The 21,619-nt window shown below is 63.4% G+C and carries 22 protein-coding genes; 9 read left to right on the forward strand and 13 right to left on the reverse strand.

All coding sequences use genetic code 11. The features are described from left to right. Window positions 1-62: 62 nt before the first annotated feature. Window positions 63-1,460 (reverse strand): sigma-54 dependent transcriptional regulator, encoded by a 1,398-nt coding sequence (locus CUJ90_RS13440; RefSeq protein WP_073427204.1) that lies wholly within the window; start codon window positions 1,458-1,460, stop codon window positions 63-65. A gap of 789 nt (window positions 1,461-2,249) precedes the next feature. Here CUJ90_RS13440 and CUJ90_RS13445 point away from each other — a divergent pair. Further along, complete coding sequence (locus CUJ90_RS13445; protein WP_073427203.1) at window positions 2,250-2,750, forward strand: dihydrofolate reductase; 501 nt, start codon at window positions 2,250-2,252, stop codon at window positions 2,748-2,750. 104 nt (window positions 2,751-2,854) lie between these two features. Here the strand turns inward: CUJ90_RS13445 and pmbA are convergent, their stop codons facing one another. Then, window positions 2,855-4,225 (reverse strand): metalloprotease PmbA, encoded by a 1,371-nt coding sequence (gene pmbA, locus CUJ90_RS13450; protein ID WP_073427202.1) that lies wholly within the window; start codon window positions 4,223-4,225, stop codon window positions 2,855-2,857. Window positions 4,226-4,624: 399 nt separating this feature from the next. Between pmbA and yjgA the strand changes: the two genes are divergently transcribed. Further along, a complete protein-coding gene (gene yjgA / locus CUJ90_RS13455) occupies window positions 4,625-5,236 on the forward strand; it encodes a ribosome biogenesis factor YjgA (RefSeq protein ID WP_114163007.1) in 612 nt (203 codons plus the stop codon). Next, window positions 5,217-5,861, forward strand: a complete 645-nt coding sequence (gene mog / locus CUJ90_RS13460) for a molybdopterin adenylyltransferase (protein ID WP_114163008.1) — start codon at window positions 5,217-5,219, stop codon at window positions 5,859-5,861. The genes yjgA and mog overlap by 20 nt, the downstream gene beginning before the upstream one ends. Before the next feature lie 22 nt (window positions 5,862-5,883). On the opposite strand, the gene orn is transcribed toward mog, so the two are convergent. Continuing rightward, window positions 5,884-6,492 (reverse strand): oligoribonuclease, encoded by a 609-nt coding sequence (gene orn, locus CUJ90_RS13465; protein WP_073427200.1) that lies wholly within the window; start codon window positions 6,490-6,492, stop codon window positions 5,884-5,886. Between the two features lie 144 nt (window positions 6,493-6,636). On the opposite strand from orn, the gene CUJ90_RS13470 reads away from it, so the two are divergent. Genes CUJ90_RS13470 through CUJ90_RS13480 form a run of 3 tightly spaced genes read left to right on the forward strand, consistent with a single transcriptional unit; the run spans window position 6,637 to window position 9,195 of the window. Then, window positions 6,637-7,896 carry a M48 family metallopeptidase gene (locus CUJ90_RS13470; RefSeq protein ID WP_073427199.1) on the forward strand — a complete coding sequence of 420 codons (1,260 nt, stop codon included), beginning with the start codon at window positions 6,637-6,639 and terminating at the stop codon, window positions 7,894-7,896. Beyond that, a complete protein-coding gene (gene rsgA, locus CUJ90_RS13475) occupies window positions 7,893-8,843 on the forward strand; it encodes a ribosome small subunit-dependent GTPase A (protein WP_073427198.1) in 951 nt (316 codons plus the stop codon). The genes CUJ90_RS13470 and rsgA overlap by 4 nt, the downstream gene beginning before the upstream one ends. Window positions 8,844-8,874: 31 nt before the next feature. Continuing rightward, complete coding sequence (locus CUJ90_RS13480) at window positions 8,875-9,195, forward strand: putative signal transducing protein (RefSeq protein ID WP_114163009.1); 321 nt, start codon at window positions 8,875-8,877, stop codon at window positions 9,193-9,195. 53 nt (window positions 9,196-9,248) lie between these two features. Here the strand turns inward: CUJ90_RS13480 and CUJ90_RS13485 are convergent, their stop codons facing one another. The 6 genes from CUJ90_RS13485 to rpsP form a co-directional block, all read right to left on the reverse strand. Continuing rightward, entirely contained in the window at window positions 9,249-10,187 is a 939-nt protein-coding gene (locus CUJ90_RS13485; protein WP_073427196.1) for a CobD/CbiB family protein, read from the reverse strand. Window positions 10,188-10,301: 114 nt separating this feature from the next. Beyond that, window positions 10,302-11,024 carry a CoA pyrophosphatase gene (locus tag CUJ90_RS13490; protein WP_083086531.1) on the reverse strand — a complete coding sequence of 241 codons (723 nt, stop codon included), beginning with the start codon at window positions 11,022-11,024 and terminating at the stop codon, window positions 10,302-10,304. Window positions 11,025-11,116: 92 nt separating this feature from the next. Further along, a complete protein-coding gene (gene rplS / locus CUJ90_RS13495) occupies window positions 11,117-11,506 on the reverse strand; it encodes a 50S ribosomal protein L19 (protein ID WP_073427194.1) in 390 nt (129 codons plus the stop codon). A 152-nt stretch (window positions 11,507-11,658) separates the two neighbouring features. After that, window positions 11,659-12,426: a tRNA (guanosine(37)-N1)-methyltransferase TrmD gene (trmD, locus tag CUJ90_RS13500; protein WP_083086529.1), complete on the reverse strand. Its 768-nt coding sequence runs from the start codon at window positions 12,424-12,426 to the stop codon at window positions 11,659-11,661. A gap of 24 nt (window positions 12,427-12,450) precedes the next feature. Continuing rightward, window positions 12,451-13,176 carry a ribosome maturation factor RimM gene (gene rimM, locus CUJ90_RS13505; RefSeq protein WP_073427192.1) on the reverse strand — a complete coding sequence of 242 codons (726 nt, stop codon included), beginning with the start codon at window positions 13,174-13,176 and terminating at the stop codon, window positions 12,451-12,453. A 120-nt stretch (window positions 13,177-13,296) separates the two neighbouring features. Continuing rightward, window positions 13,297-13,551: a 30S ribosomal protein S16 gene (rpsP, locus tag CUJ90_RS13510; protein ID WP_006050280.1), complete on the reverse strand. Its 255-nt coding sequence runs from the start codon at window positions 13,549-13,551 to the stop codon at window positions 13,297-13,299. A gap of 170 nt (window positions 13,552-13,721) precedes the next feature. Here rpsP and CUJ90_RS13515 point away from each other — a divergent pair, with 170 nt between their 5' ends. Beyond that, window positions 13,722-14,912, forward strand: a complete 1,191-nt coding sequence (locus tag CUJ90_RS13515; protein ID WP_114163010.1) for a PQQ-dependent sugar dehydrogenase — start codon at window positions 13,722-13,724, stop codon at window positions 14,910-14,912. A gap of 124 nt (window positions 14,913-15,036) precedes the next feature. Next, window positions 15,037-15,504, forward strand: coding sequence for an NINE protein (locus CUJ90_RS13520; protein WP_114163011.1), 468 nt, complete (start codon window positions 15,037-15,039; stop codon window positions 15,502-15,504). Between the two features lie 14 nt (window positions 15,505-15,518). Here CUJ90_RS13520 and CUJ90_RS13525 read toward each other — a convergent pair whose 3' ends face one another. Together CUJ90_RS13525 and CUJ90_RS13530 are read right to left on the reverse strand one after the other, a co-directional pair. Next, window positions 15,519-16,646, reverse strand: a complete 1,128-nt coding sequence (locus tag CUJ90_RS13525; protein WP_114163012.1) for a PA0069 family radical SAM protein — start codon at window positions 16,644-16,646, stop codon at window positions 15,519-15,521. Between the two features lie 92 nt (window positions 16,647-16,738). Continuing rightward, the gene (locus tag CUJ90_RS13530) at window positions 16,739-17,227 is read right to left on the reverse strand and encodes an Lrp/AsnC ligand binding domain-containing protein (protein WP_073427188.1); all 489 of its coding nucleotides are present in this window, start codon (window positions 17,225-17,227) and stop codon (window positions 16,739-16,741) included. Window positions 17,228-17,392: 165 nt separating this feature from the next. On the opposite strand from CUJ90_RS13530, the gene CUJ90_RS13535 reads away from it, so the two are divergent. Continuing rightward, complete coding sequence (locus CUJ90_RS13535; protein ID WP_114163013.1) at window positions 17,393-18,679, forward strand: D-amino acid dehydrogenase; 1,287 nt, start codon at window positions 17,393-17,395, stop codon at window positions 18,677-18,679. Between the two features lie 92 nt (window positions 18,680-18,771). Here the strand turns inward: CUJ90_RS13535 and CUJ90_RS13540 are convergent, their stop codons facing one another. Together CUJ90_RS13540 and CUJ90_RS13545 are read right to left on the reverse strand one after the other, a co-directional pair. Next, window positions 18,772-20,562, reverse strand: coding sequence for an acyl-CoA dehydrogenase (locus tag CUJ90_RS13540; RefSeq protein ID WP_114163014.1), 1,791 nt, complete (start codon window positions 20,560-20,562; stop codon window positions 18,772-18,774). 100 nt (window positions 20,563-20,662) lie between these two features. Then, the gene (locus tag CUJ90_RS13545) at window positions 20,663-21,598 is read right to left on the reverse strand and encodes an electron transfer flavoprotein subunit alpha/FixB family protein (RefSeq protein ID WP_114163561.1); all 936 of its coding nucleotides are present in this window, start codon (window positions 21,596-21,598) and stop codon (window positions 20,663-20,665) included. Between the last annotated feature and the right edge of the window lie 21 nt (window positions 21,599-21,619).

Here is a 21,619-nt window from a genome sequence, read left to right on the forward strand (position 1 = left end):
GGCTCGCCCACACGCATCGAGACCCGCTCGGGACTCGTCAAGACCTCAGGCTGACCTCAGGCTCAGAGGTGCGGCACGGAAGCCGGCAAGTCTCCGCCGTGCGGCGCGGCAAGCGGTTCGCCTTCCATATGGCGCATGCCGTGCGAGCACAGCAGACGATACAGCGTCACCCGCGAAATGCCGAGTTCCTGCGCCGCGTCGCCAAGCCTTCCGCGATGGCGCAGTAGCGCCAGTTCGATCGCCTGGCGCTCCGCCGCTTCGCGCGCTTGCGCGAGCGAGACCGGCACGATCTCGACGTATTCGGCCAGTTCCAGATCGCGCGCGGTGATCGCGCGCCCTTCGGACATCACGATGGCCCGCCGCACGCGGTTGATCAACTCACGCACGTTGCCCGGCCAGCCGTAGTTATGCAGCGCCGCGATGGCGTCCGGCGCAAAGCCGCGCAAGCGCCGGCTCGCATCCTTCTTGAAACGCTCCAGCATGTGCCGCGCGAGGAGTTCGATGTCCTTGCCGCGCGCGCGCAGCGGCGGTTCGTCGATTTGCAGCACGCACAGCCGGTGATACAGGTCGGAGCGGAAGCGCCCTTCGATCATCGCCGCGGTCATGTCCACGTGAGTGGCCGAAATGATCCGGACGTCGACATCGATCGCGCCGTGGCCGCCGAGCCGCTCCACCTTGCGCTCCTGCAGGAAGCGCAGCAGGCTCGCCTGGCTTTCGAGCGGCAGGTCGCCGATTTCGTCGAGAAAAAGCGTGCCGCCGTTGGCCGCTTCCACCCGGCCGATCTTGCGCTGGTTGGCGCCGGTGAACGCACCGCGTTCGTAGCCGAATAATTCAGATTGCAGCAGATGCGGCGGAATCGCGCCGCAGTTGATCGGCACGAAGGGCGCGTTGCGGCGCGCCGAGCGTTCGTGGATCGCGACCGCGGTCAACTCCTTGCCGGTGCCCGATTCGCCCGAGATGAATACCGGTGCGTCGGTCATCGCCACTTTGCGAATGGAGCGGAACAGCGCGAGCATGGCGTCGCACGAGCCGACCATTTCGCCCTCCGCGCCTTGCGAACCATCGTTCGAGGCCGGTTCGCCCAGTGAGATCATTCCGTAGGCGTGCCCGACCGAATCGACGATCCTGTCGCCCGCATACGGCACCGTGACATAGTCGAAACAGTAGTCGCGCACGAGCCGGCGCAAGGCGGCGTCCTGCAATTGCCCGGGCATGGTGGCCGCGACCCAGCCGACATTCGGCATGGTGAGGCAGGATTCGAACGCGGCGATTTCGTGCGGCTGAAAATGGCTGGACAGATCGAGCAGCCCGCCCGCGGCCATTCCGGCGCGAACGGCACGGCGCACGTCGCGCGCCGATCCCACGACTTCGACTTGCCAGCCGCGCTGGTGAAAGCGGGTATTCAGTTCTGCGCTCGGATCGCGCGAAACGTAAATCAGTTGCCGCGTTGCGGGTTCCATTATTCAGATCCTCTCGTCAACGAACGTTAAGGATGACGCACGTACCTGAACCACGTTCAGACACGCTGACTCGTCCGGGATTCGCGAAATAGCAAAAACCGAACGGCCATTCCATTCCGTGCGGACAGCTGATCCCCAAGAAAAGCGGCGTGTGTGTTTGAAACGGCCCGTGAGTGGGCTTTTTTAAATGCGAAGCTGTTTTTACAGAGCTTACTATACGCGCGTCGCTTGGAAAACAACTATGCGAATTTAATCAGCGGATCATTGGAGCAAGGGATGGAGCGCCAATAGACCCTTATTCAGCCGACGAATTAAACAAATCCCGGCAAGCGCTTTTTCGTGTTCGCCGTCCATGTAGTTCATACCATGCGAATTAAGCCATTGCAGTATTTTCCATCTGCCGTTTCAATGCTGAAACATTTCTGCCCGTTTCGCTTATTGCCACGCCAGGAATTACCGATCCCATCCCTATCCGCCAATGGATTGCCAGCGATGGCACGCATTTCGCTAAATAATCCCCATCAAGGAGATATATCGTGCGATCCGCTTTGCGCCGCGATCCCGGTGATATTCCGGCTCGCGTGATCTTATGGGACGAACTTGCGCCGCCTTCGCCGCTGCCGATCCCCGTGGACGCCGCACGGAGTAATGCCGCCAGTGATCTGACAAGGTAGGCGGACCGGATCGAACGGCGCGAACAGGTGCAAGCCGCCGCAGCGGAGCCTGACGAGGCGGCGCCCGCCACCGCGTCAGGTAGAATCGCTCCGGTTATGTTCCCTTTCCCATTCGATGACGACGCTCACCCTGATCGTCGCTCGCGCCAATAATGGCGTGATCGGCCGCGACAACCAGTTGCCCTGGCGACTTCCCGAAGATCTTGCGTTCTTCAAGCGCACGACCATGGGTGCGCCCATCATCATGGGCCGCAAGACGCATGAATCGATCGGCCGGCCGCTGCCGGGGCGCCGCAACATCGTCGTGACGCGCGATGCCACGCGCCGTTTTCAGGGTTGCGACACCGCGACGACGCTGCAGGAGGCGCTCAAGCTCGCCGCGCGGGATCAGGCGCCCGAAGCGTTCCTGATCGGCGGCGCGCAGTTGTATGAGGAAGGTCTGCGTCGGGCCGACAAGCTCATCGTCACCGAGATCTCCGCCGACTTCGAAGGCGACGCAACCTTCCCCGCGCTCGATGAAAACGAGTGGCAAGAAGTCGCGCATGAAACGCATCGCGCGCATGCGCCGAATGATTTCGACTACGCGTTCGTCACCTATAAACGCAAGGGCGTTTAAGGTTTTTGCGGCGCCCATGAAAAACGCCACGCAATCACTTGCGTGGCGTTTCCGTTTGCAGCGCCGGGCATGCTGCACAACCGGCGGCCAAAAACCAGAACCGCTTACTGGCCCGCGATCGTCATCCGCTCGATCAGCACCGAGCCGGTTTGCTTGGTGCCGCGCGTGATCGTATCCGCGCCGATTGCGACGATATGGTGGAACATTTCCTGCAACGTGCTCGCCACCGTGATTTCCTCGACCGGATACTGGATCTTGCCGTTCTCGACCCAGAAGCCCGACGCGCCACGCGAATAGTCGCCCGTCACGTAATTCACGCCCTGGCCCATCAGTTCGGTGAGCAACAGGCCCGTGCCGAGTTTCCTCAGCATCTCCTCGAAGTCGTCCTCCGCGCGCGTGGTCGAACTGCGCAACGACAGATTGTGCGAGCCGCCCGCATTGCCGGTGGTCTGCATGCCGAGCTTGCGCGCCGAATAGGTGGAGAGGAAATAGCCTTCCACCACGCCGTCTTTCACGACCGAACGCTGCCGCGTGCGCACGCCTTCCTCGTCGAACGGCGCGCTACCCATTGCACGCGCGACATGCGGATCCTCGACCACCTGCACGTGCGGCGCGAACACCGGCTTGCCGAGGCTATCGACCAGAAACGACGTCTTGCGGTATAGCGCGCCCCCGCTCGTGGCCTGCACGAACGCGCCGAGCAGGCCGGCGGCGAGCGGCGCTTCGAACAGCACCGGCACCTTGCGAGTATCGAGTCCGCGCGCGCCGATGCGCGCCAGCGCGCGTTGCGCCGCGTAACGGCCGACCGCTTCAGGATCGGCCAGGTCTTCCGCGCTGCGGGTGGACGTGTACCAGTCGTCGCGCTGCATGTTGCGGCCGCTACCGGCGATCGGCGCGCACGCGACATAGTGGCGCGAGTACGGATAGCCCGCGAGGAAACCGCGCGAGGTGGCGAGCACGAACTGCGAGTGCTGCGCCGAAACGCTTGCGCCTTCCGAGTTCTTGATTTGCGGATCGGTGGCGAATGCGGCGTCTTCCGCGCGGCGGGCGATTTCGACGGCTTCGTCCGCCGAGAGATTCCACGGGTGATACAGGTCGAGGTCGCGCGGCGCGGTTTCGAGCAACTCCGCTTCCGCGAGACCCGCGCAGTCGTCTTCAGCGGTGAAGCGCGCGATGTTGTACGCCGCCGCCACCGTGTCCTTCAAGGCCTGCGACGAAAAATCCGAAGTGCTCGCGTTGCCGCGCTTGTTGCCGATGAATACGGTCACGCCGACCATCTTGTCGCGGTTGTGCTCGATCGTCTCGACTTCGCCGCGCCGCACGGAAACGGACAGGCCGTCGCCCTCGGAAATCTCGGTTGCCGCGTCGGTGCCGCCGAGCGACTTCGCGTGACGAAGGATGTCCGAGGCGATTTCCTTCAGTTCATCCTGGGTATGCGGAAAAAAGCGCTGCTTGACGTCCATGTCTGCTGCCATTGTCGTTGCCGTCCTGTTCGGGGCCGGGCGGCCCTGTGGGTTCACACATGCCACGCACTTGCGTGCGCATTTGCATCGTTAAGCATCCCGCGATCATAGCAAGGTACGCGCTGGTGTACCTGGCATTCGCGGCTGTTTCCCTGCATTCTCCGGGCCTCGTGGTGCCGCTGCTTCGCTGCCGCTTCGGGGTGTTGCCTGGGCACTGCCTGGTTGTGGCTTTCGTGCCGCCCAGGTGCGGCTTGAATGCGGCTCGAATGCGGCTTGGATGCTGCCGCTGTGCCGTCGAGCCGCGGCTCAGTTACGACCGGCTGCCGCTTTAACGCCGCCCGTTGTCCCGCGCGAGGCCGTACGCGCGACAGCACGGCGGGTTCGGCAAGCCCGGCACGCTACAATATCGGTATGACACGCAAAACCCGCATTCAACCGATCGAATCCGCCGAGCCGGAAGTCGACGAAAACGGCTACGACCGTCCGAGCAAGTCCCAGCTCAAGCGCGAAATGCACGAGCTGCAGGAACTGGGCTCGGCGCTCATCGCGCTGCCCAAGGACGCGCTCAAGCGCATGCCGATGCCCGAAAAGCTCGACGACGCCGTGCGTGAAGCGCGCCGCATCACCGATCACGAAGGCAAGCGCCGCCAGGTGCAATACGTGGGCCGCGTCATGCGCTCGCTGCTGGACGACGAAACCGCCGCGCTGCGCACCGCGCTCGACACGTACAACGGCGTCAACAAGGCGGAAACGGCCAAGCTCCACTGGATCGAACGCACTCGCGAGAAACTGCTCGCCGACGACGCCGCGCTCACCGAGTTCATCCGCCAGCATCCGAACGCCGACCCGCAGCAGGGCCGCACGCTGATCCGCAACGCGCGCAAGGAAGCGCAGCAGAGCAAGCCGCCGCGCTACTTCCGCGAACTGTTCCAGTGGATCAAGAATGCGGACGGCCCCGCCGCCGGCACCGATTCCGCAGCCGACGACGCCCTGGAAAACGACGATGACGACCGCGACGAATAAGCTGACGCGTCAGCACCCCGACGAAATCGTGATCGGCCTCGTGTCGATCAGCGACCGCGCCTCCACCGGCGTGTACGAGGACAAGGGGATTCCGGCCTTGCAGGAATGGCTCGCCGCCGCCTTGACCTCGCCGTGGCAGATGGTCACCCGCCTGATTCAGGACGACGCGCCCACCATTTCCGCCACGCTGACCGAACTGGTCGACGAAGCAGGCTGCGATCTGGTGCTGACGACCGGCGGCACCGGCCCGTCGCGCCGCGACGTGACGCCCGAAGCGACCCTTGCGGTGGCGACGAAGGAAATGCCCGGCTTCGGCGAGCAGATGCGGCAGATCAGCCTGAATTTCGTGCCCACCGCGATCCTGTCGCGCCAGGTGGCGGTGATCCGCGAAACCGCGGACCACGCGGCGCTGATCATCAATCTGCCGGGTCAGCCGAAGTCGATCAGGGAAACGCTGGAAGGCCTGCGCGACGCCGAAGCGGGCGGCGCCGTGAAAGTGCCGGGCATCTTCGCCGCGGTGCCCTATTGTCTCGACCTGATCGGCGGCCCGTATGTGGAAACCAACGCCGACGTGGTGAAGGCGTTCCGGCCGAAGAACGCGGTGCGCGCCCCCCGGCAGGCTTGACTCGCGAACAGCGCTTGCCGCGTTACATCACCACCGGCGCTTGCGGGGCCGTCGGAATCAGGAAATGCTCGCGGTAGTACTTGAGTTCCTCGATCGACTCATGAATGTCGGCCAGCGCCGTGTGCAGCGCGCGCTTCTGGAAGCCCTTGTAGATGGCCGGCTGCCAGCGGCGGCACAGTTCCTTCAGCGTGCTCACGTCGAGATTGCGGTAATGGAAGAAGCGCTCCAGATCCGGCATCCAGCGCGCCATGAAGCGGCGGTCCTGGCAGATCGAGTTGCCGCACATCGGCGATTTGCCCGGCGGCACGTAGGCGCTGAGAAAGTCGCGGATCTGTTCGGTGGCGTCGGCTTCGCTCACCGTCGAGGCCTTCACGCGGTCGATCAGACCGGAGCGGCCATGCGTGTTCTGGTTCCACTGATCCATCCTGGCGAGCGTCTCGTCGCTCTGATGAATCGCCAGCACCGGCCCCTCGACCATCCTGTCGAGCGTCGAATTCGTCACCACCACCGCGATTTCGATGATGCGGTCGGAATCCGGTTCGAGACCGGTCATTTCCATGTCGAGCCAGACGAGATTCATGTCGCTGCGCACGAGCGACGGATGTTCGATGGAGGCGAGGATGTCAGTCATGAAGGCAACCCTGTATCCGCGCAGACGGCCTCCCAGGAAGCCCGCTTGCCGCGGCGAATGTTCGTTTGAAATTGGTTTGAGCGTGTCCCGCCTGGCGGCGGGAAGAAACATATAATTCTCGCATAGATACCACGGAATCCCTGGATGCCTACCCTGTACTTCACCGTCCTGTTCGTCGTCGCCGTCGTCGCGATGGTCGGCACCAAACTGTGGCTCGCGTCGCGGCAGATCCGCTTCGTCGCCGGCCATCGCGAGCAGGTGCCGAGCCAGTTCGCGGGCACTATCGCGCTCAGCGCGCATCAGCGCGCCGCGGATTACACCGTGGAACGCACCCGTCTGACGATGATCGAGGTCGTGGTCAGCGCGGCCGTGTTGATCGGCCTCACGCTGCTCGGCGGCGTGCAGGCGCTCGATCTGGCGATCTCCGATTGGCTGGGCCGCGGCTATGCCGGCCAGATCGCGCTGGTCGCGGCGGTCATCGCGATCACCAGCGTGATCGACCTGCCGTTCGATTACTACCGGCAATTCGTGGTCGAGCAGCGCTTCGGCTTCAACCGGATGAGCAAGGGCATTTTCTTTCTGGACCGTCTGAAGGGCGTGCTGCTCGCCGCGGCGTTCGGCCTGCCGCTGCTGTTCGTCGTGCTGTGGCTGATGAACCGTGCCGGCAGCCTGTGGTGGTTGTGGACGTGGATCGTCTGGGTGGTGTTCCAGATGCTCGTGCTGGTGCTGTATCCGTCGTTCATCGCGCCGCTCTTCAACAAGTTCGAGCCGCTCAAGGACGAAGCGCTGAAAAGCCGCATCGAAGCGCTGATGAAACGCTGCGGTTTCGCCGCCAAGGGCCTCTTCGTGATGGACGGCAGCCGCCGTTCGGCGCACGGCAACGCGTACTTCACCGGCTTCGGCGCGGCCAAGCGGATCGTGTTCTTCGACACCTTGCTCGCGCGCCTGTCGGGCAGCGAGATCGAGGCGGTGCTTGCGCATGAACTCGGCCACTTCAAGCGCCGTCACGTGATCAAGCGCATGCTCGTTACCTTCGCGATCAGCCTTGTGATGCTCGCCCTGCTCGGCTGGCTGAAGGAAAGCGTGTGGTTCTATGAAGGGCTGGGCGTGCGGCCGTCGCTGCTCGGCGGCAATGACGGACTTGCGCTGGTGCTGTTCTTCCTTGCACTGCCGGTATTCATCTTCTTCGTCACGCCGCTCGGCAGCCTCAGTTCGCGCAAGCATGAGTTCGAAGCCGACGCGTTCGCCGCCACGCAAACCGATGCACATGACCTCGTCAACGCGCTCGTCAAGCTCTATGAAGACAACGCGTCGACCCTGACGCCCGATCCGCTCTATACCGCGTTCTACTACTCGCATCCGCCGGCGTCGCAGCGGATCGACCGCCTGCTGCGGCACGCATGAGCGGCCGCTCCCCGAAAGCGCCGCGCGCTCCGTCCAGCACGCGCGTAGGCGGCCTCGTGGTGGCGGCTCATGGCCGCCATTACCTCGTCGCGCCGGAAGACGGCGGCGCCATGCTCCAGTGCTTCCCGCGCGGCAAGCGCAGCGAAGTGGCGGTCGGCGATCGCGTGATCTACGAGCCGACCTCGGCGGATCAGGGCGTGATCGTCGAGATCGGCGAGCGGCGCAATCTGCTGTACCGCTCCGATCAGTACAAGTCGAAGCTCTTCGCGGCGAATCTCGATCAGTTGCTGATCGTGCTCGCGACCGAGCCGCATTTCAGCGAGGACCTGCTCGGGCGCGCGCTGGTCGCCGCCGAGGCGCACGAGCTGAAGCCGTTGATCGTGCTGAACAAGATCGACGTTGTGGCAGAACTGGAAGGCGCGCGTACCCGGCTGGAACGCTATCGCGCGCTCGGCTATACGGTCGTGGAAGTGTCGATCAAGATGCAGCCCGATGCCGCGCGCGCGGCGTTGATCGAGCATCTGCACGGTCATTCGACGCTGCTGCTCGGGCAGTCGGGCATGGGCAAGTCGACGCTGGTCAATCTGCTGATTCCGAACGCCGAAGTCGCCACGCGCGAGATTTCTACCGCGCTGAACAGCGGGCGTCATACCACCACCTTCACGCGGCTCTACCCGCTGCCTGACAGCGCGGACGGCGACGGCGGTGCGTTGATCGACTCGCCCGGCTTCCAGGAATTCGGCCTGCACCATCTGACCGAAGGCCGGCTCGAGCGCGCGTTCCCCGAATTCCGCCCGCTGCTGCCGAATTGCCGCTTTTACAACTGCCATCACTTGCACGAGCCGGGTTGTGCGATTCTCGAAGCGGTTGCCGACGGCCGCATCCGGCGCGAGCGGCACGCGTTGTACGCGCAACTCGTGCATGAAGCCAGCCAGATCGTCCGGTGAAGCACGTCGCCGTCACCCTCCTGGACTCACGATGAAATTGATGCGAGCGCCGAACCTGATCATCGGACAGCATTGGGTCAATGTGCTCGAAGCGGCGGGCATTGCCTGCGAGTTGCACAACCGCTACCTGAACGGCGCGCTCGGCGATATTCCAGCGGATCAGTGCGCGCCGGAATTATGGCTGGTCGATGAACGGGATGAGGCGATGGCGCGGCAGCTGATCGATGCCGCTTCGCGTGGGCCTGCCTCGGGGTCGCCTGCGTGGCAATGTCGCAAGTGCGGTGAGACGCTCGAAGCGCAGTTCACCGTATGCTGGCAGTGTGGGACGGCGCGGGATTCGCGCGACGGGTGAGGCGGTTCGGGGCTGCCCTTAGGCAAGCCTCGAACGGAGCCTCAAGCGGAGGCTCAAGCGAGCCATACGGCGATCGTCAGCATCAACAGCAGAATCATCCACAGCACCACCGCGCGCCAGACGAGGCCCACGGCCGATTGGAGCGTGCGAGGCGTGCAATCGTCACCGACCTGCATCGGACCGCCGTCGCCGGTGGCGAGCGCGTCCAGACTCGACGGCTCGGCAAGCGGCCCGCTCAGCCGCGCGCCCAATGCGCCGCTGCCCGCGGCCAGCAACACGCCGTCGTTGGCATCCGGCCACTGGCGCGCATGGTTGCGCCACGCGTAAATCGCGTCCTCGAAATTACCGACGATCGCGAAGCCCAGCGACGTGAGCCGCGCCGGCACCCAGTCGATCACGAAGAAAGCGCGCTGCGCGAAGCTCGAAAACGCGATGGTGCGGTCGTCGACCGGCCGTGCCCATGTGCGTGCCAGATATTCGGCGATCCGATACAGCACCGCGCCCGCCGGCCCGACCGGAATCAGGAACCAGAAGAACACGCCGAACACATGACGATGCGAAGCGACCACCGCGTGAATCAGCGTATGACGCACGATCTCGCTGACGGGCATGTCGACGGTGTCGAGCCCGGTCCATTCATTGAGGATTTCACGCGCGCGCGGCACGTCGTCGTTGTTCAGCGCGAGGTGGATGTCCGTGAAGTAATGGCTGAACTGCCGGAAACCGAGCGTGAAGTACAGCACCGCGACGTTCCACAGGAACGCCAGCGCAAAATGGATGTGATACAGCACGTAGTAGACGAGCGCGACGGCCAGCGTCCAGGGCACCACCACCACGAGCCAGGCAAGCAAGCCATGCTTCGGCTTGCCGGCATCGAATCCGTGCGCCGCCGACTCCGCATGGTATTGAAGCAACGCCGATACGGGATTGTTCGGCGATAGCGCTCGTACCTGTTCAATGATCAGAGCCAGCAATACAGAGAAAAAAGTCATGCGGTGCGCCGTGCTTTTCGAGTTTTACGATTGTTATATAACGATAGCACAGGGTCGGATGCGACTGAGCGTGGACCTCGACAAACATCCGACAACCGCACAGTCTGCGTTGGCTTACGCCGCGAGAAAGCGATAGAAGTTGCGCAGCATCGCCGCCGTCGCGCCCCAGATGAAATAGTGGCCGCCTACTGAATTCGCACTTGCGCCGCCGTCGGATTCCAGCGACGCCGTACGCGGATACGGCATGGCGAAAAAGCGCCGCTCGCCGTTTTCCCAGCGGAACACGCGCTCTTCGTGATGCGCGGGGTTCATCAGAAAGGCGAGCGGCACCTCGAAGACTTCGGCCACTTCAAGCGCGTCGGCTTCCAATGTGAACGGCGGGTGCACGAGGCCGATCACCGGCGTGACGCGAAAACCGGTGCCCGTCAGATAGTCGGGCAACGCACCGAGAATCTCGACACGCGACGGATCGAGGCCGACCTCTTCCTGTGCTTCGCGCAGGGCGGTGGCGGTGGCGTCCGCGTCGAATGGCTCCTGACGGCCGCCTGGGAAGCTCACCTGGCCGGCATGATCGTTCAGATGGTCCGCGCGCTGGGTCAGCAGAACGGTCAGGCCGTGATCGCGGACCACCAACGGCACCAATACCGCAGCGACTCGGGGATCGACGTGCGTATCGCGCCAGGGCGCTTCGACAATCGGTTCAGGCGCCCATGAAAGACGCTGTTCGAAGCGTGCGCGCAGACCGTCGGGCGTGAGACGTCCGCCGGACACCGGCGGCAGATCGGCGCCCGTCGCTTCGACAGGCAGGGTTTCAGGTTCAAAGACGGGGCGGATCAACGGGTCTCTCGAACGAGCGGATAGGGGACATGCCGCTATTTTGACCTGGCAAACAAAAAAGCACCCGCGAGGGGTGCTTTTTCTTACAGCATTTACGCTTGGGGAGCAGCGCGGTCTTTCTTCATGACCAGCTTTTCCTTGATCCGGGCCGACTTGCCCGAACGGTCGCGCAGGTAGTACAGCTTCGCACGACGCACATCGCCGCGGCGCTTCACGACGATGCTTGCCAGCAGCGGCGAGTACGTCTGGAACGTACGCTCGACGCCTTCGCCCGACGAAATCTTGCGGACGATGAACGACGAATTCAGACCACGGTTACGCTTGGCGATTACGACGCCTTCGTAAGCCTGAACGCGCTTACGCGTACCTTCAACCACGTTCACGCTGACGATCACCGTATCGCCGGGGGCGAAATCGGGAATAGTCTTATCGCCGAGGGCGCGCGCGATTTCTTCCTGCTCGAGTTTTGCAATCAGATTCATCACTGACTCCTAGGTCCATCTTGTCGGCGTTCGTACCTGCCTTGCGCGGAGTTTGTTTGCGCTCGGCTACGGCCCCGATAGAGGATGGGTTCACATCAGGCGCCGTACACGCATGTGCGGCACCGCCTATGTCCGCTCGAAAGATCGGGGCTTTACGCCTTCGACGCTTCCTTCGCGAGACTCGCGAGCCATGCCTCGTCGGCACGGCTCAACATCTTGTTTTTTCTGGCCTTCACGATCAGATCGGGCCGTTTGTTCAACGTGTTGCGCAACGCTTCACGCCGGCGCCACGCTTCGATTTCCGCATGATGGCCGCCGAGCAGCACATCGGGCACGCGCACGCCGTTGTATTCCTCGGGGCGCGTGTAATGCGGACAATCCAGCAGCACGTCGACGAAACTGTCCTGCACCGCCGATTGCGAGTCGTTCAGCACGCCGGGCAACTGGCGCACGACCGCGTCCATCAAAGCCATGGCCGGCAATTCACCGCCTGACAGCACGAAGTCGCCAAGACTGACTTCTTCGTCCACGACACGGTCGAGCAAACGCTGATCGATCGCTTCATAGCGCCCGCACAACAGAATCAGACCGGGTTCGGCCGCGAACCGCATGACACGCTCGTGGTTCAGCGTAGCGCCTTGCGGCGACATCATCACGACGCGCGATGCACCGATGCCCTGCTCCGCCTGCGCCGCTTTCGCCGCGCCGATCGCGTCTTCCAGAGGCTTGGCCAGCATCACCATGCCAGGTCCGCCGCCGTACGGGCGATCGTCGATCGTGCGGTAGTTGTCGGTGGTGAAATCGCGTGGATTCCACGTGCGCAACGCGTAGCGCTCCTGCTTCGCCGCCCGACTGGTGATACCCCAATCGGTCAGCGCGCGAAACATTTCAGGAAAGAGCGTGACGACATCGAACTGCATCGCTCTCTCCATTCAGCGAATTATTTAGTAATCGGCTTCCCATTCGACGACGATCTGCTTCGCCGCCTGGTCCACCGTTTTGACAAAGACGCCGACGAACGGGATCAAGCGCTCACCGGTGACCGGCTTGCCGCTTTTGTCGGCGGCCGGATATTCGATACGCATTACCGAGTGCGCACCGTTGTCGATCATGTCCGCAACCTTGCCGAGGTGGACCCCGGCAACGTTCACCACATCCAGGCCGAGCAGGTCGACCCAGTAGAATTCGTCGGCTTCGAGAGCCGGGAATTCACTGCGGCTGATATAAACGCGGGAGCCGCGCAGTGCCAATGCGACATCGCGGTCAGTGACGCCGCCCAGATGGGCCACCACACTGTCGCTATGTATTTTCGCCTGCAACGACGGCGCCGACTTGCGCTCGTGACCTTTCAGCAGCCACCAGCGCTTAGCGCTCAGCAACGCGTCGCCGCCATGCCCGGCATCCGCATGAGCGGCTACCTTGACCCAGCCTTTGAGGCCGTAAGCGTCGACGATCGCGCCGACCTCGACCGCGTCGGCCGGCCAGCTTTCGGCCGTTTCCGCGCGCATTTCTGCTGCCCCGGAAGCGGCGCTTGCAACCTTGGCTTTCGCCTTGCCCTCGGCTCGTTCGACCGGCTTGCGGACGAATGCACCGAACGGCGCCTGATCAGACGTCTTCGCACGCGGGGCGGTCCTGGCGGGACCTGAACTACCGGAATCACGCTCAGACATAAGAGAACCTCGCTGCCAGCTTCGACGTCTGCTTCAGCACAACACTTCGCGCATCGGACTGCTCACGCAAGCGGCGCGAGCCGCCGGCCGAACCGACGACGATACGCATGCGAGCGGCCATTAAGCAGCCGGCTGCGCCTTTTGCGCTTCTTTCACGAGACGCTCGACGGTCGGCGACAGTTGTGCGCCAACGCCTTGCCAGTACGTCAGGCGGTCTTGAGCGATACGCAGCGATTCACCCTTCGTAGCGACCGGGTTGTAAAAGCCAACGCGCTCGATGAAGCGGCCGTCACGACGGTTACGCGAATCGGTTGCGACGATGTTGTAGAACGGGCGCTTCTTGGAGCCGCCACGAGCCAAGCGGATGATGACCATACTAGAATCCTTGAAAACCGGGGTTCGGAACGACTGAAACACGCGATTATAGCGGGAAACCAACGCCTTAACAAACACTTACCCGGATAAACTGGGCGACGACGTGGCCCCGGCCATACCGCGGGGCTCCAGATCATATCCAAACGCCCGCACCACCTGATGGAGCGCCTGTGAAATTCCCGCCGCCAACTGTGCTTTTGCTTGCGTTATTCACCCTCTTCGCGCGGCTTGCCGGCCTGGCGCGCTCCTCACGCCTTCGCGCTCGGGCCCGGCGCTCCGCGACAGCCCTGTGGCTCGCCGCCATAGTCCCGCCGGCGCTCGCCGCGCCGCCGATCGAACGCATCAAAGTTCCGCCCGGCTTCCACGTCGAGGTCTTGTCGGACGCCGTACCGAGCGCGCGCGCCATGGCGCTGTCGCCGAAGGGCATTCTCTATATAGGAAGCTTCGACGGCCGCGTCTACGCGCTCGAACTGCAAAACGGACGCGCGACCGCGCGCCATGTGCTCGCCTCCGGCCTCGACATGCCCGTGGGCGTAGCTTGGCGGGATGGCGCGCTGTATGTGTCCGCCGTGTCGAAGATCTTGCGTTTCGATGCGATCGACACCCGTCTGAACAATCCGCCCAAGCCCACCGTCATTACCGATAAATTGCCTGCCGAGACACACCACGGCGCCAAATTCATCGCTTTCGGGCCGGACGGCAAGCTGTATGTGCCGCAAGGCGCGCCGTGCAACGTCTGTCTGAAGGACCGCAGCCGATACGCGCTGATCGGCCGGATGGACCCGGACGGCAGTCATTACGAAGTCGTGGCGCGCGGCATCCGCGACACGGTCGGCTTCGACTGGCATCCGGTGACTCACGAGTTGTGGTTCACCGACAACGGCCGCGACCTGATGGGCGACGACGTGCCGGACGACGAACTCAACCGTGCGCCGCGCGCCGGCATGGACTTCGGTTTTCCGTATTGCCACGGCGTCGGGACGCCCGACCCCGAATTCGGCAAGGATCATCCGTGTAGTTCATTCACGCCGCCAGCGGTCAAGCTCGGCGCGCACGTCGCGGCGCTCGGCATGCGGTTTTATAGCGGCTCGATGTTTCCGCCCGCCTATCGGAACACTATTTTCATCGCCGAACATGGTTCGTGGAATCGCAGCAAGAAAGTGGGCTACCGGGTAGTGCGGGCAACGCTCAACCCGGACGGCGGCGACGCCCGCCAGGAAGTATTCGCCGAAGGTTGGCTCCAGCCCGGCGAAGCCGTGTGGGGCCGCCCCGCCGACGTGCTGCCGATGCCCGACGGCTCGCTGCTGATCAGCGACGATTACGCCGGCGCCGTCTACCGCGTGACGTATTCAGCGCCTTAGGCCGCCGCGGCGCGACCGCCCGCCACGTGCCCGGCAGCGCGTGGCGGGCGTAGAATGCGCACCGGTCCACGCCCACCGGTGCGCCGCTCCTTTCGACCGCCCCGTTACTTCTGCCCTCGCCTACATGTCCACCCTTGCTTCGACTTCATCGCGGTTCAAATCCAAGACAATGACCGCCGCGCTGGCGTTCTTCTTCGGCAGCCTCGGAGCTCACCGCTTCTATCTCCACGGCATGCGCGACATTTATGGCTGGGCTCATTTGCTCGGCACGCTGATAGGCATTCCGGGCGCCATGCTGGTGGTGGCGAGCGAACGCGCTTCGATGCTCGGCTGGGCCTTGGCGTTTCCGGGCGCGGTTTCGCTGCTCGCCGCGTTTCTTGCCGCGATCGTCTACGGGCTGCGTCCCGACGAGAAATGGGATGCGCAGTTCAACGCGCGGACCCAGCGCAAAAGCCGCTCCGGCTGGACCGTCATTTTCGTCGTGATCTTTTCGTTGCTGATCGGCGCGTTCCTGCTGATGACAGGCCTCGCCATTTCATTCCAGACCTACTTCGAAGGCCAGGTGCAAGCAGCTAAAGCACTCTCGCAATAACAGCCGCGCGCCGGCTAGAAAAGATCCAGTTGGGAATTGTCACGCGCCGGTTCGACCCGACGGAAGTGCGACATATCGAGAATGCCGCGGTCACGCCGGTTCAATCCCAGACGGCGCACGGCATTCCGGAAGCGCTGCTTGAGCAGATCCGCCCACAAGCCTTCTCCCTTCATTCGTTTGGAGAAGTCGGAGTCGTAGTCCTTTCCTCCCCGCATATCGCGCACACGGCCCATGACCCGTTCCGCGCGATCGGGAAAATGCGCCGCGAGCCAGTCTTTGAATAGCGGCGCCACTTCCCACGGAAGACGCAGCACGATATAGCTCGCATTGCACGCGCCGGCTTCGGCACACGCCTCCAGCACACGCTCCATATCCGGTTCGGTGACGAACGGGATCACTGGCGCGATGCTGACGCCGACCGGAATGCCCGCCTCACTCAACGTGCGGATGGTGCGCAAACGGCGCGACGGCGTGGCCGCGCGCGGTTCGAGGGTGCGGGCGATTTCCGCGTCCAAGGTGGTAACGGTGATCGCCGCCATGAATTGACCACGCGCCGCCATTGGCGCGAGCAGATCGAGATCGCGCTCGATCAGCGACGATTTCGTGATCGCCGCAAACGGATGGTTGCGCTCGCCAAGCACCTCCACCACCCGCCGCGTGAGCCGTAAATCGCGCTCGACGGGCTGCCAGGCGTCGGTATTGACCCCCAGCGCGATCGGCTCCGGCACGTAGGATTTTTTCGACAGTTCGCGCTGGAGCAATTCCGGCGCGTTCACCTTCGCGTAAATGCGGCTTTCGAAGTCGAGCCCCGGCGACAGCCCCAGATAACTATGCGTGGGCCGCGCAAAACAATAAATACAACCGTGTTCGCAGCCGCGATACGGATTGAGCGACACGCCGAACGGAATGTCCGGCGACGCGTTGCGCGTGAGAATGCTTTTGGCGCGCTCTTCGAACACCTGAGTGCGCAAGGCCTTGGGCTCGCCCTCTTCCTCGGCCGCTGACAGCCAACCGTCGTCCACCGCCTCACGCTGGTCGACTTCGTAGCGGCCTTGCAGATTCGTCACGGCCCCGCGCCCCTTGCGAGGGGTGGGCGGAGCAATCGGAAATTCGGTTGCGAAGCGGATGTGGGAGTTGGTCATGGATAAGCACGCAGAAACGGCGCAAAACACCTGTATAAATATACAGTGTTTACGCCGTTTGTCGAGCCCCGCTTTGCGCGCCGCGAGACGGTTTATTCGCCGACCGCGATCGTTAGCGTTTCCTTGATCTCTTCCATCACCACATAGCTTTTCGACTGCACCGCGCCGGGCAGTTGCAGCAGGATGTCGCCCAGCAGCTTGCGGTAATCGGCCATTTCGCCGATGCGCGCCTTGATCAGATAGTCGAAGTCGCCCGATACGAGGTGGCATTCCAGCACCTCGGGGATCTTCTGCACCTCGCGGCGGAACTGGTCGAACATGTTGCCGCTTTTGTGGTCCAGCGTGATCTCGACGAATACGAGCAGCGCCGCGCCAAGCTCGGCGGGGTTCACGCGCGCGTGGTAGCCGGTGATCACGCCGTCGCGTTCCATTCGCTTGACGCGCTCGATGCACGGCGTAACCGACAGCCCGACCTGTTCCGCGAGGTCTTTCATCGCCATCCGGCCGTCCTGTTGCAGGAGCCGCAGAATCTTGTGATCGAGTTTGTCGAGGGACCGGACCGGTTGGCGCTGTGTACGCATGGTGTTTTTGCTGAAAATCCTGAAAATACAATAACAAAAACTGCCTGACTGTTAATAGTATAGCGGTTAACACTGGTTGATCCGCGTTGTACCTCGTTAATCGAACGAATCCAAACGAATCGGCGAGCGCGCGCCGTCCTATCTCTTCCGTTTCCTGGAGCATCTATGCGAGTCGTCGTTTTGGGCAGTGGCGTCGTCGGGGTGACGAGCGCGTACTATCTGGCGCGCGCCGGCCATGAAGTGACCGTCATCGATCGCGAGGCGGGCCCGGCGCTCGAAACCAGTTTCGCCAATGCGGGGCAAATCTCGCCGGGTTACGCGTCGCCGTGGGCCGCGCCGGGCGTGCCGCTGAAAGCCGTCAAATGGATGTTTCAAAAGCATGCGCCGCTGGCCATTCGGCTCGACGGCACGCAATTCCAGTTGCAATGGATGTGGCAGATGCTGCAGAACTGCACGTCGTCGCGTTATGCGGTGAACAAGGGCCGCATGGTCCGGCTCGCCGAATACAGCCGCGACTGCCTGCAGGCGCTGCGCGCCGAAACCGGCCTTCAGTACGAAGGGCGCACCGGCGGCACGCTGCAGGTGTTCCGCACCCAGCAGCAATTCGACGGCGCCGCGAAAGACATCGCCGTGCTGCGGGAAGCCAACGTGCCGTTCGAACTGCTGTCGCCGGCCGAATTGGCGCAAGCCGAACCGGCGCTCGCCGCGGTATCGCACAAGTTGACAGGCGGACTGCGTCTGCCGGGCGACGAAACCGGCGACTGCCAGATGTTCACCACGCGCCTCGCCGCGCTCGCCGAGCAACTGGGCGTGAAATTCCGCTACAACACGCCGATCGACGCGCTCGCGTTGGCGGGCGACCGCATCGCGGGCGTGCAGTGCGGCGGTGAACTGGTGCGCGCCGATTCGTTCGTCGTCGCGCTGGGTTCGTACTCGACCCGATTCCTGTCCGGTCTGGTCAAGATTCCGGTCTATCCGCTCAAGGGTTATTCGATCACCGCGCCAATCGTCAACGAAGCGGCGGCTCCCGTTTCAACCGTGCTCGACGAAACCTACAAGATCGCGATCACGCGTTTCGACAACCGCATTCGCGTCGGCGGCATGGCGGAGATCGTCGGCTTCGACAAATCGTTGCGCGAGGCGCGCCGCGAAACGCTCGAGATGTGCGTGAACGATCTGTTCCCCGGCGGTGGCGATACGTCGAAGGCGAGCTTCTGGACCGGTCTGCGTCCAATGACGCCCGACGGCACGCCGATCGTCGGCCGCACGCCCGTGCCGAACCTGTTTCTGAACACGGGCCACGGCACGCTGGGCTGGACCATGTCGTGCGGCTCGGGCCAGTTGCTCGCCGACGTGATGTCGGGCAAGCAGCCGGCCATCAAGGCGGACGATCTGTCGGTGCATCGCTATCTCGGCGAGACCGGCAGTGCGCATCGGCCGGCTTATGCTTGAGGTTTAGCGCCTGGCGGTTCGCCAGCGGTCCTCCAAAAACAAACGGCGCCTTCAATCAAGGCGCCGTTGTCGTTTAGCTCAAGCGTGCAACGTCAGAACTGGTCTTCCGACAACGCAAGCACGCCCTCGCCGCCCCTCGCATTGACGATCGACGCTTCCAGCGCCCAGGCCAGCGGCAACACATGCTCCGCGTAAAACTGCGCGGTCGCGATCTTGGCGCCGTAAAACGACGGGTCGTCATCGCGCTTCTGAGCCGCCACGAGCAGCGCGCGCGCCATTTGCCAGCCACCGAGCACGATGCCCGCGAGCTTCAGATACGGCACGCTGCCGGCAAACACCGCGTTCGGATCGCCCTTCGTATTCGCCACAACGAAATCGACCACCGCGCTCAACGAGCGGTGTCCCTGCGCCAGATACGTCTTCATCGAATCGAACGCCGCCCCTTGCTGCGAACCCAGCGCCTCCACCGTTCCCGCAATGCCGGCGAGCAGCGACTTTGCCACCTTGCCGCCGTCACGCACGGTCTTGCGGCCGATCAGGTCGTTGGCCTGAATCGCGGTCGTGCCTTCGTAAATCGGCAGAATGCGCGCGTCGCGGTAATACTGCGCGGCGCCCGTTTCCTCGATGAAGCCCATGCCGCCATGCACCTGCACGCCGAGGCTCGCGACGTCGATCGACAACTCCGTGCTCCAGCCCTTCACGATCGGCACGAGAAATTCGTAGATCGCCTGATGTTCAGCGCGCGTGCCTTCGTCGGGATGACGATGCGCGATATCGCAGTGAGCGGCGGCGACATAGGCGAGCGCGCGCGACGCTTCGGTGAGGCCGCGCATCGTCGCCAGCATGCGGCGCACGTCGGGATGCTGAATGATCGCCACCGGCTGCTTCGCGGAGCCATCCACCGGACGGCTTTGCACGCGATCCTTCGCGTACGCCGCCGCTTTCTGATACGCGCGATCCGACACGGCGACCCCCTGCATCCCCACCGCAAAACGCGCCGCGTTCATCATGATGAACATATATTCGAGGCCGCGATTTTCCTCGCCGATCAGATGGCCGATCGCGCCGCCATGATCGCCGAATTGCAGCACGGCGGTCGGGCTCGCCTTGATGCCGAGCTTGTGCTCGATCGACACGCAATGCACGTCGTTGCGCTCGCCGAGCGAACCGTCTTCGTTGACGAGAAACTTCGGCACGATGAAGAGCGAAATGCCCTTGACGCCCTCGGGCGCATCCGGCGTGCGCGCCAGCACGAGATGGGCGATGTTCTTCGCCATGTCGTGCTCGCCCCATGTGATGAAGATCTTCGTGCCGAACAGCTTGAACGAACCGTCGCCCTGCGGCTCGGCGCGCGTGCGCACCAGCGCGAGATCGGAGCCGGCTTGCGGCTCGGTCAGGTTCATCGTTCCGGTCCATTCGCCGGAAATCAGCTTGGGCACATAGGTCTGTTTTTGCGCTTCGGTGCCGGCGGTGAGCAGTGCTTCGATCGCGCCGTCGGTCAGCAACGGACACAGCGCGAACGACAGGTTCGACGCGTTGAGCATTTCGACGCAGGGTGTCGCGATCAGCTTCGGCAGGCCCTGGCCTTCGTAGTCGACCGGATGCTGCACGCCTTGCCAGCCGCCTTCGGCGAACTGGCGGAACGCGTCCTTGAAACCCGGCGTGGCGGTGACCACACCGTCTTTCCAACTGCTCGGATTGCGATCGCCTTCGACGTTCAGCGGCGCCAGTACTTCGCCGCATAGTTTCGCCGATTCTTCGAGCACGGCCTGAGCCGTGTCGAGGTTCGCGTCCTCGAAGCCTGGCAGCGTCGCGATTTCCTCGAGACCGGCCAGTTCCTTCATCACGAACAGCATGTCCTTGATGGGCGCCGTATAGCTCATTTCAGTTCTCCTCCTGCCTTGATATAAAAAAAGGGCGCCGGACTTGATGGCCCCGCGCCCTTTCCTGTTTTGTCAGACGCCTTTTACGGCGCTGCGGCGTTTAGCCGAGCTCACCAACGAGCTCAGGCACAAGCGTGAACAGGTCGCCCACCAGACCATAATCGGCGACGCTGAAAATCGGCGCTTCCGGGTCCTTGTTGATCGCGACGATCACCTTGCTGTCCTTCATGCCCGCCAGATGCTGGATCGCACCCGAGATGCCGACCGCGATGTACAACTGCGGCGCCACGATCTTGCCGGTCTGCCCGACCTGATAGTCGTTCGGCACGAAGCCCGCATCGACCGCCGCGCGCGAGGCGCCCAGCGCCGCGTTCAGCCTGTCGGCCAGCGGCTCGAGCACCTTCGTGTAGTTCTCGCCATTGCCCAGACCGCGGCCGCCCGAGACGATGATCTTCGCCGAGGTCAGTTCGGGGCGGTCCAGCTTCGTCAGTTCACGGCTCACGAACTGCGAGATGCCCTGGTCCGCCGCGGCGTCGATCTTTTCCACCACTGCATTGCCGCCTTCGGCCGCGACCGCATCGAAACCGGTCGTGCGCACGGTGATGACCTTGATTGCGTCTTGCGACTGCACGGTGGCGATCGCATTGCCCGCATAGATCGGGCGCTCGAACGTGTCGGCCGAATCCACCGCGGTGATGTCGCTGATCTGCGCGACGTCCAGCTTCGCGGCGATACGCGGCGTGATGTTCTTGCCGTAAGGCGTCGCCGGCGCGAGGATGTGCGTGTAGTCCTTCGCGATGTCGAGCACCGTCGCCTCGACGTTTTCCGCGAGGCCCGCTTCCAGTTGCGGCGCGTCGGCCAGCAATACCTTCGACACACCCGCGATCTTCGCGGCCTCGTCCGCCGCGGCCTGCGCGTTGTAGCCCGCCACCAGCACGTGAATGTCGCCGCCGATCTTCTGCGCTGCTGCGATCGTGTTCAGCGTCGCCGGCTTGATCGATGCGTTGTCGTGTTCAGCCAATACAAGATTAACCAGATTCGTCATTTGCCCTGTCTC

It is taken from the genome of Paraburkholderia terricola (genome assembly GCF_003330825.1).
Lineage (GTDB): Bacteria > Pseudomonadota > Gammaproteobacteria > Burkholderiales > Burkholderiaceae > Paraburkholderia > Paraburkholderia terricola.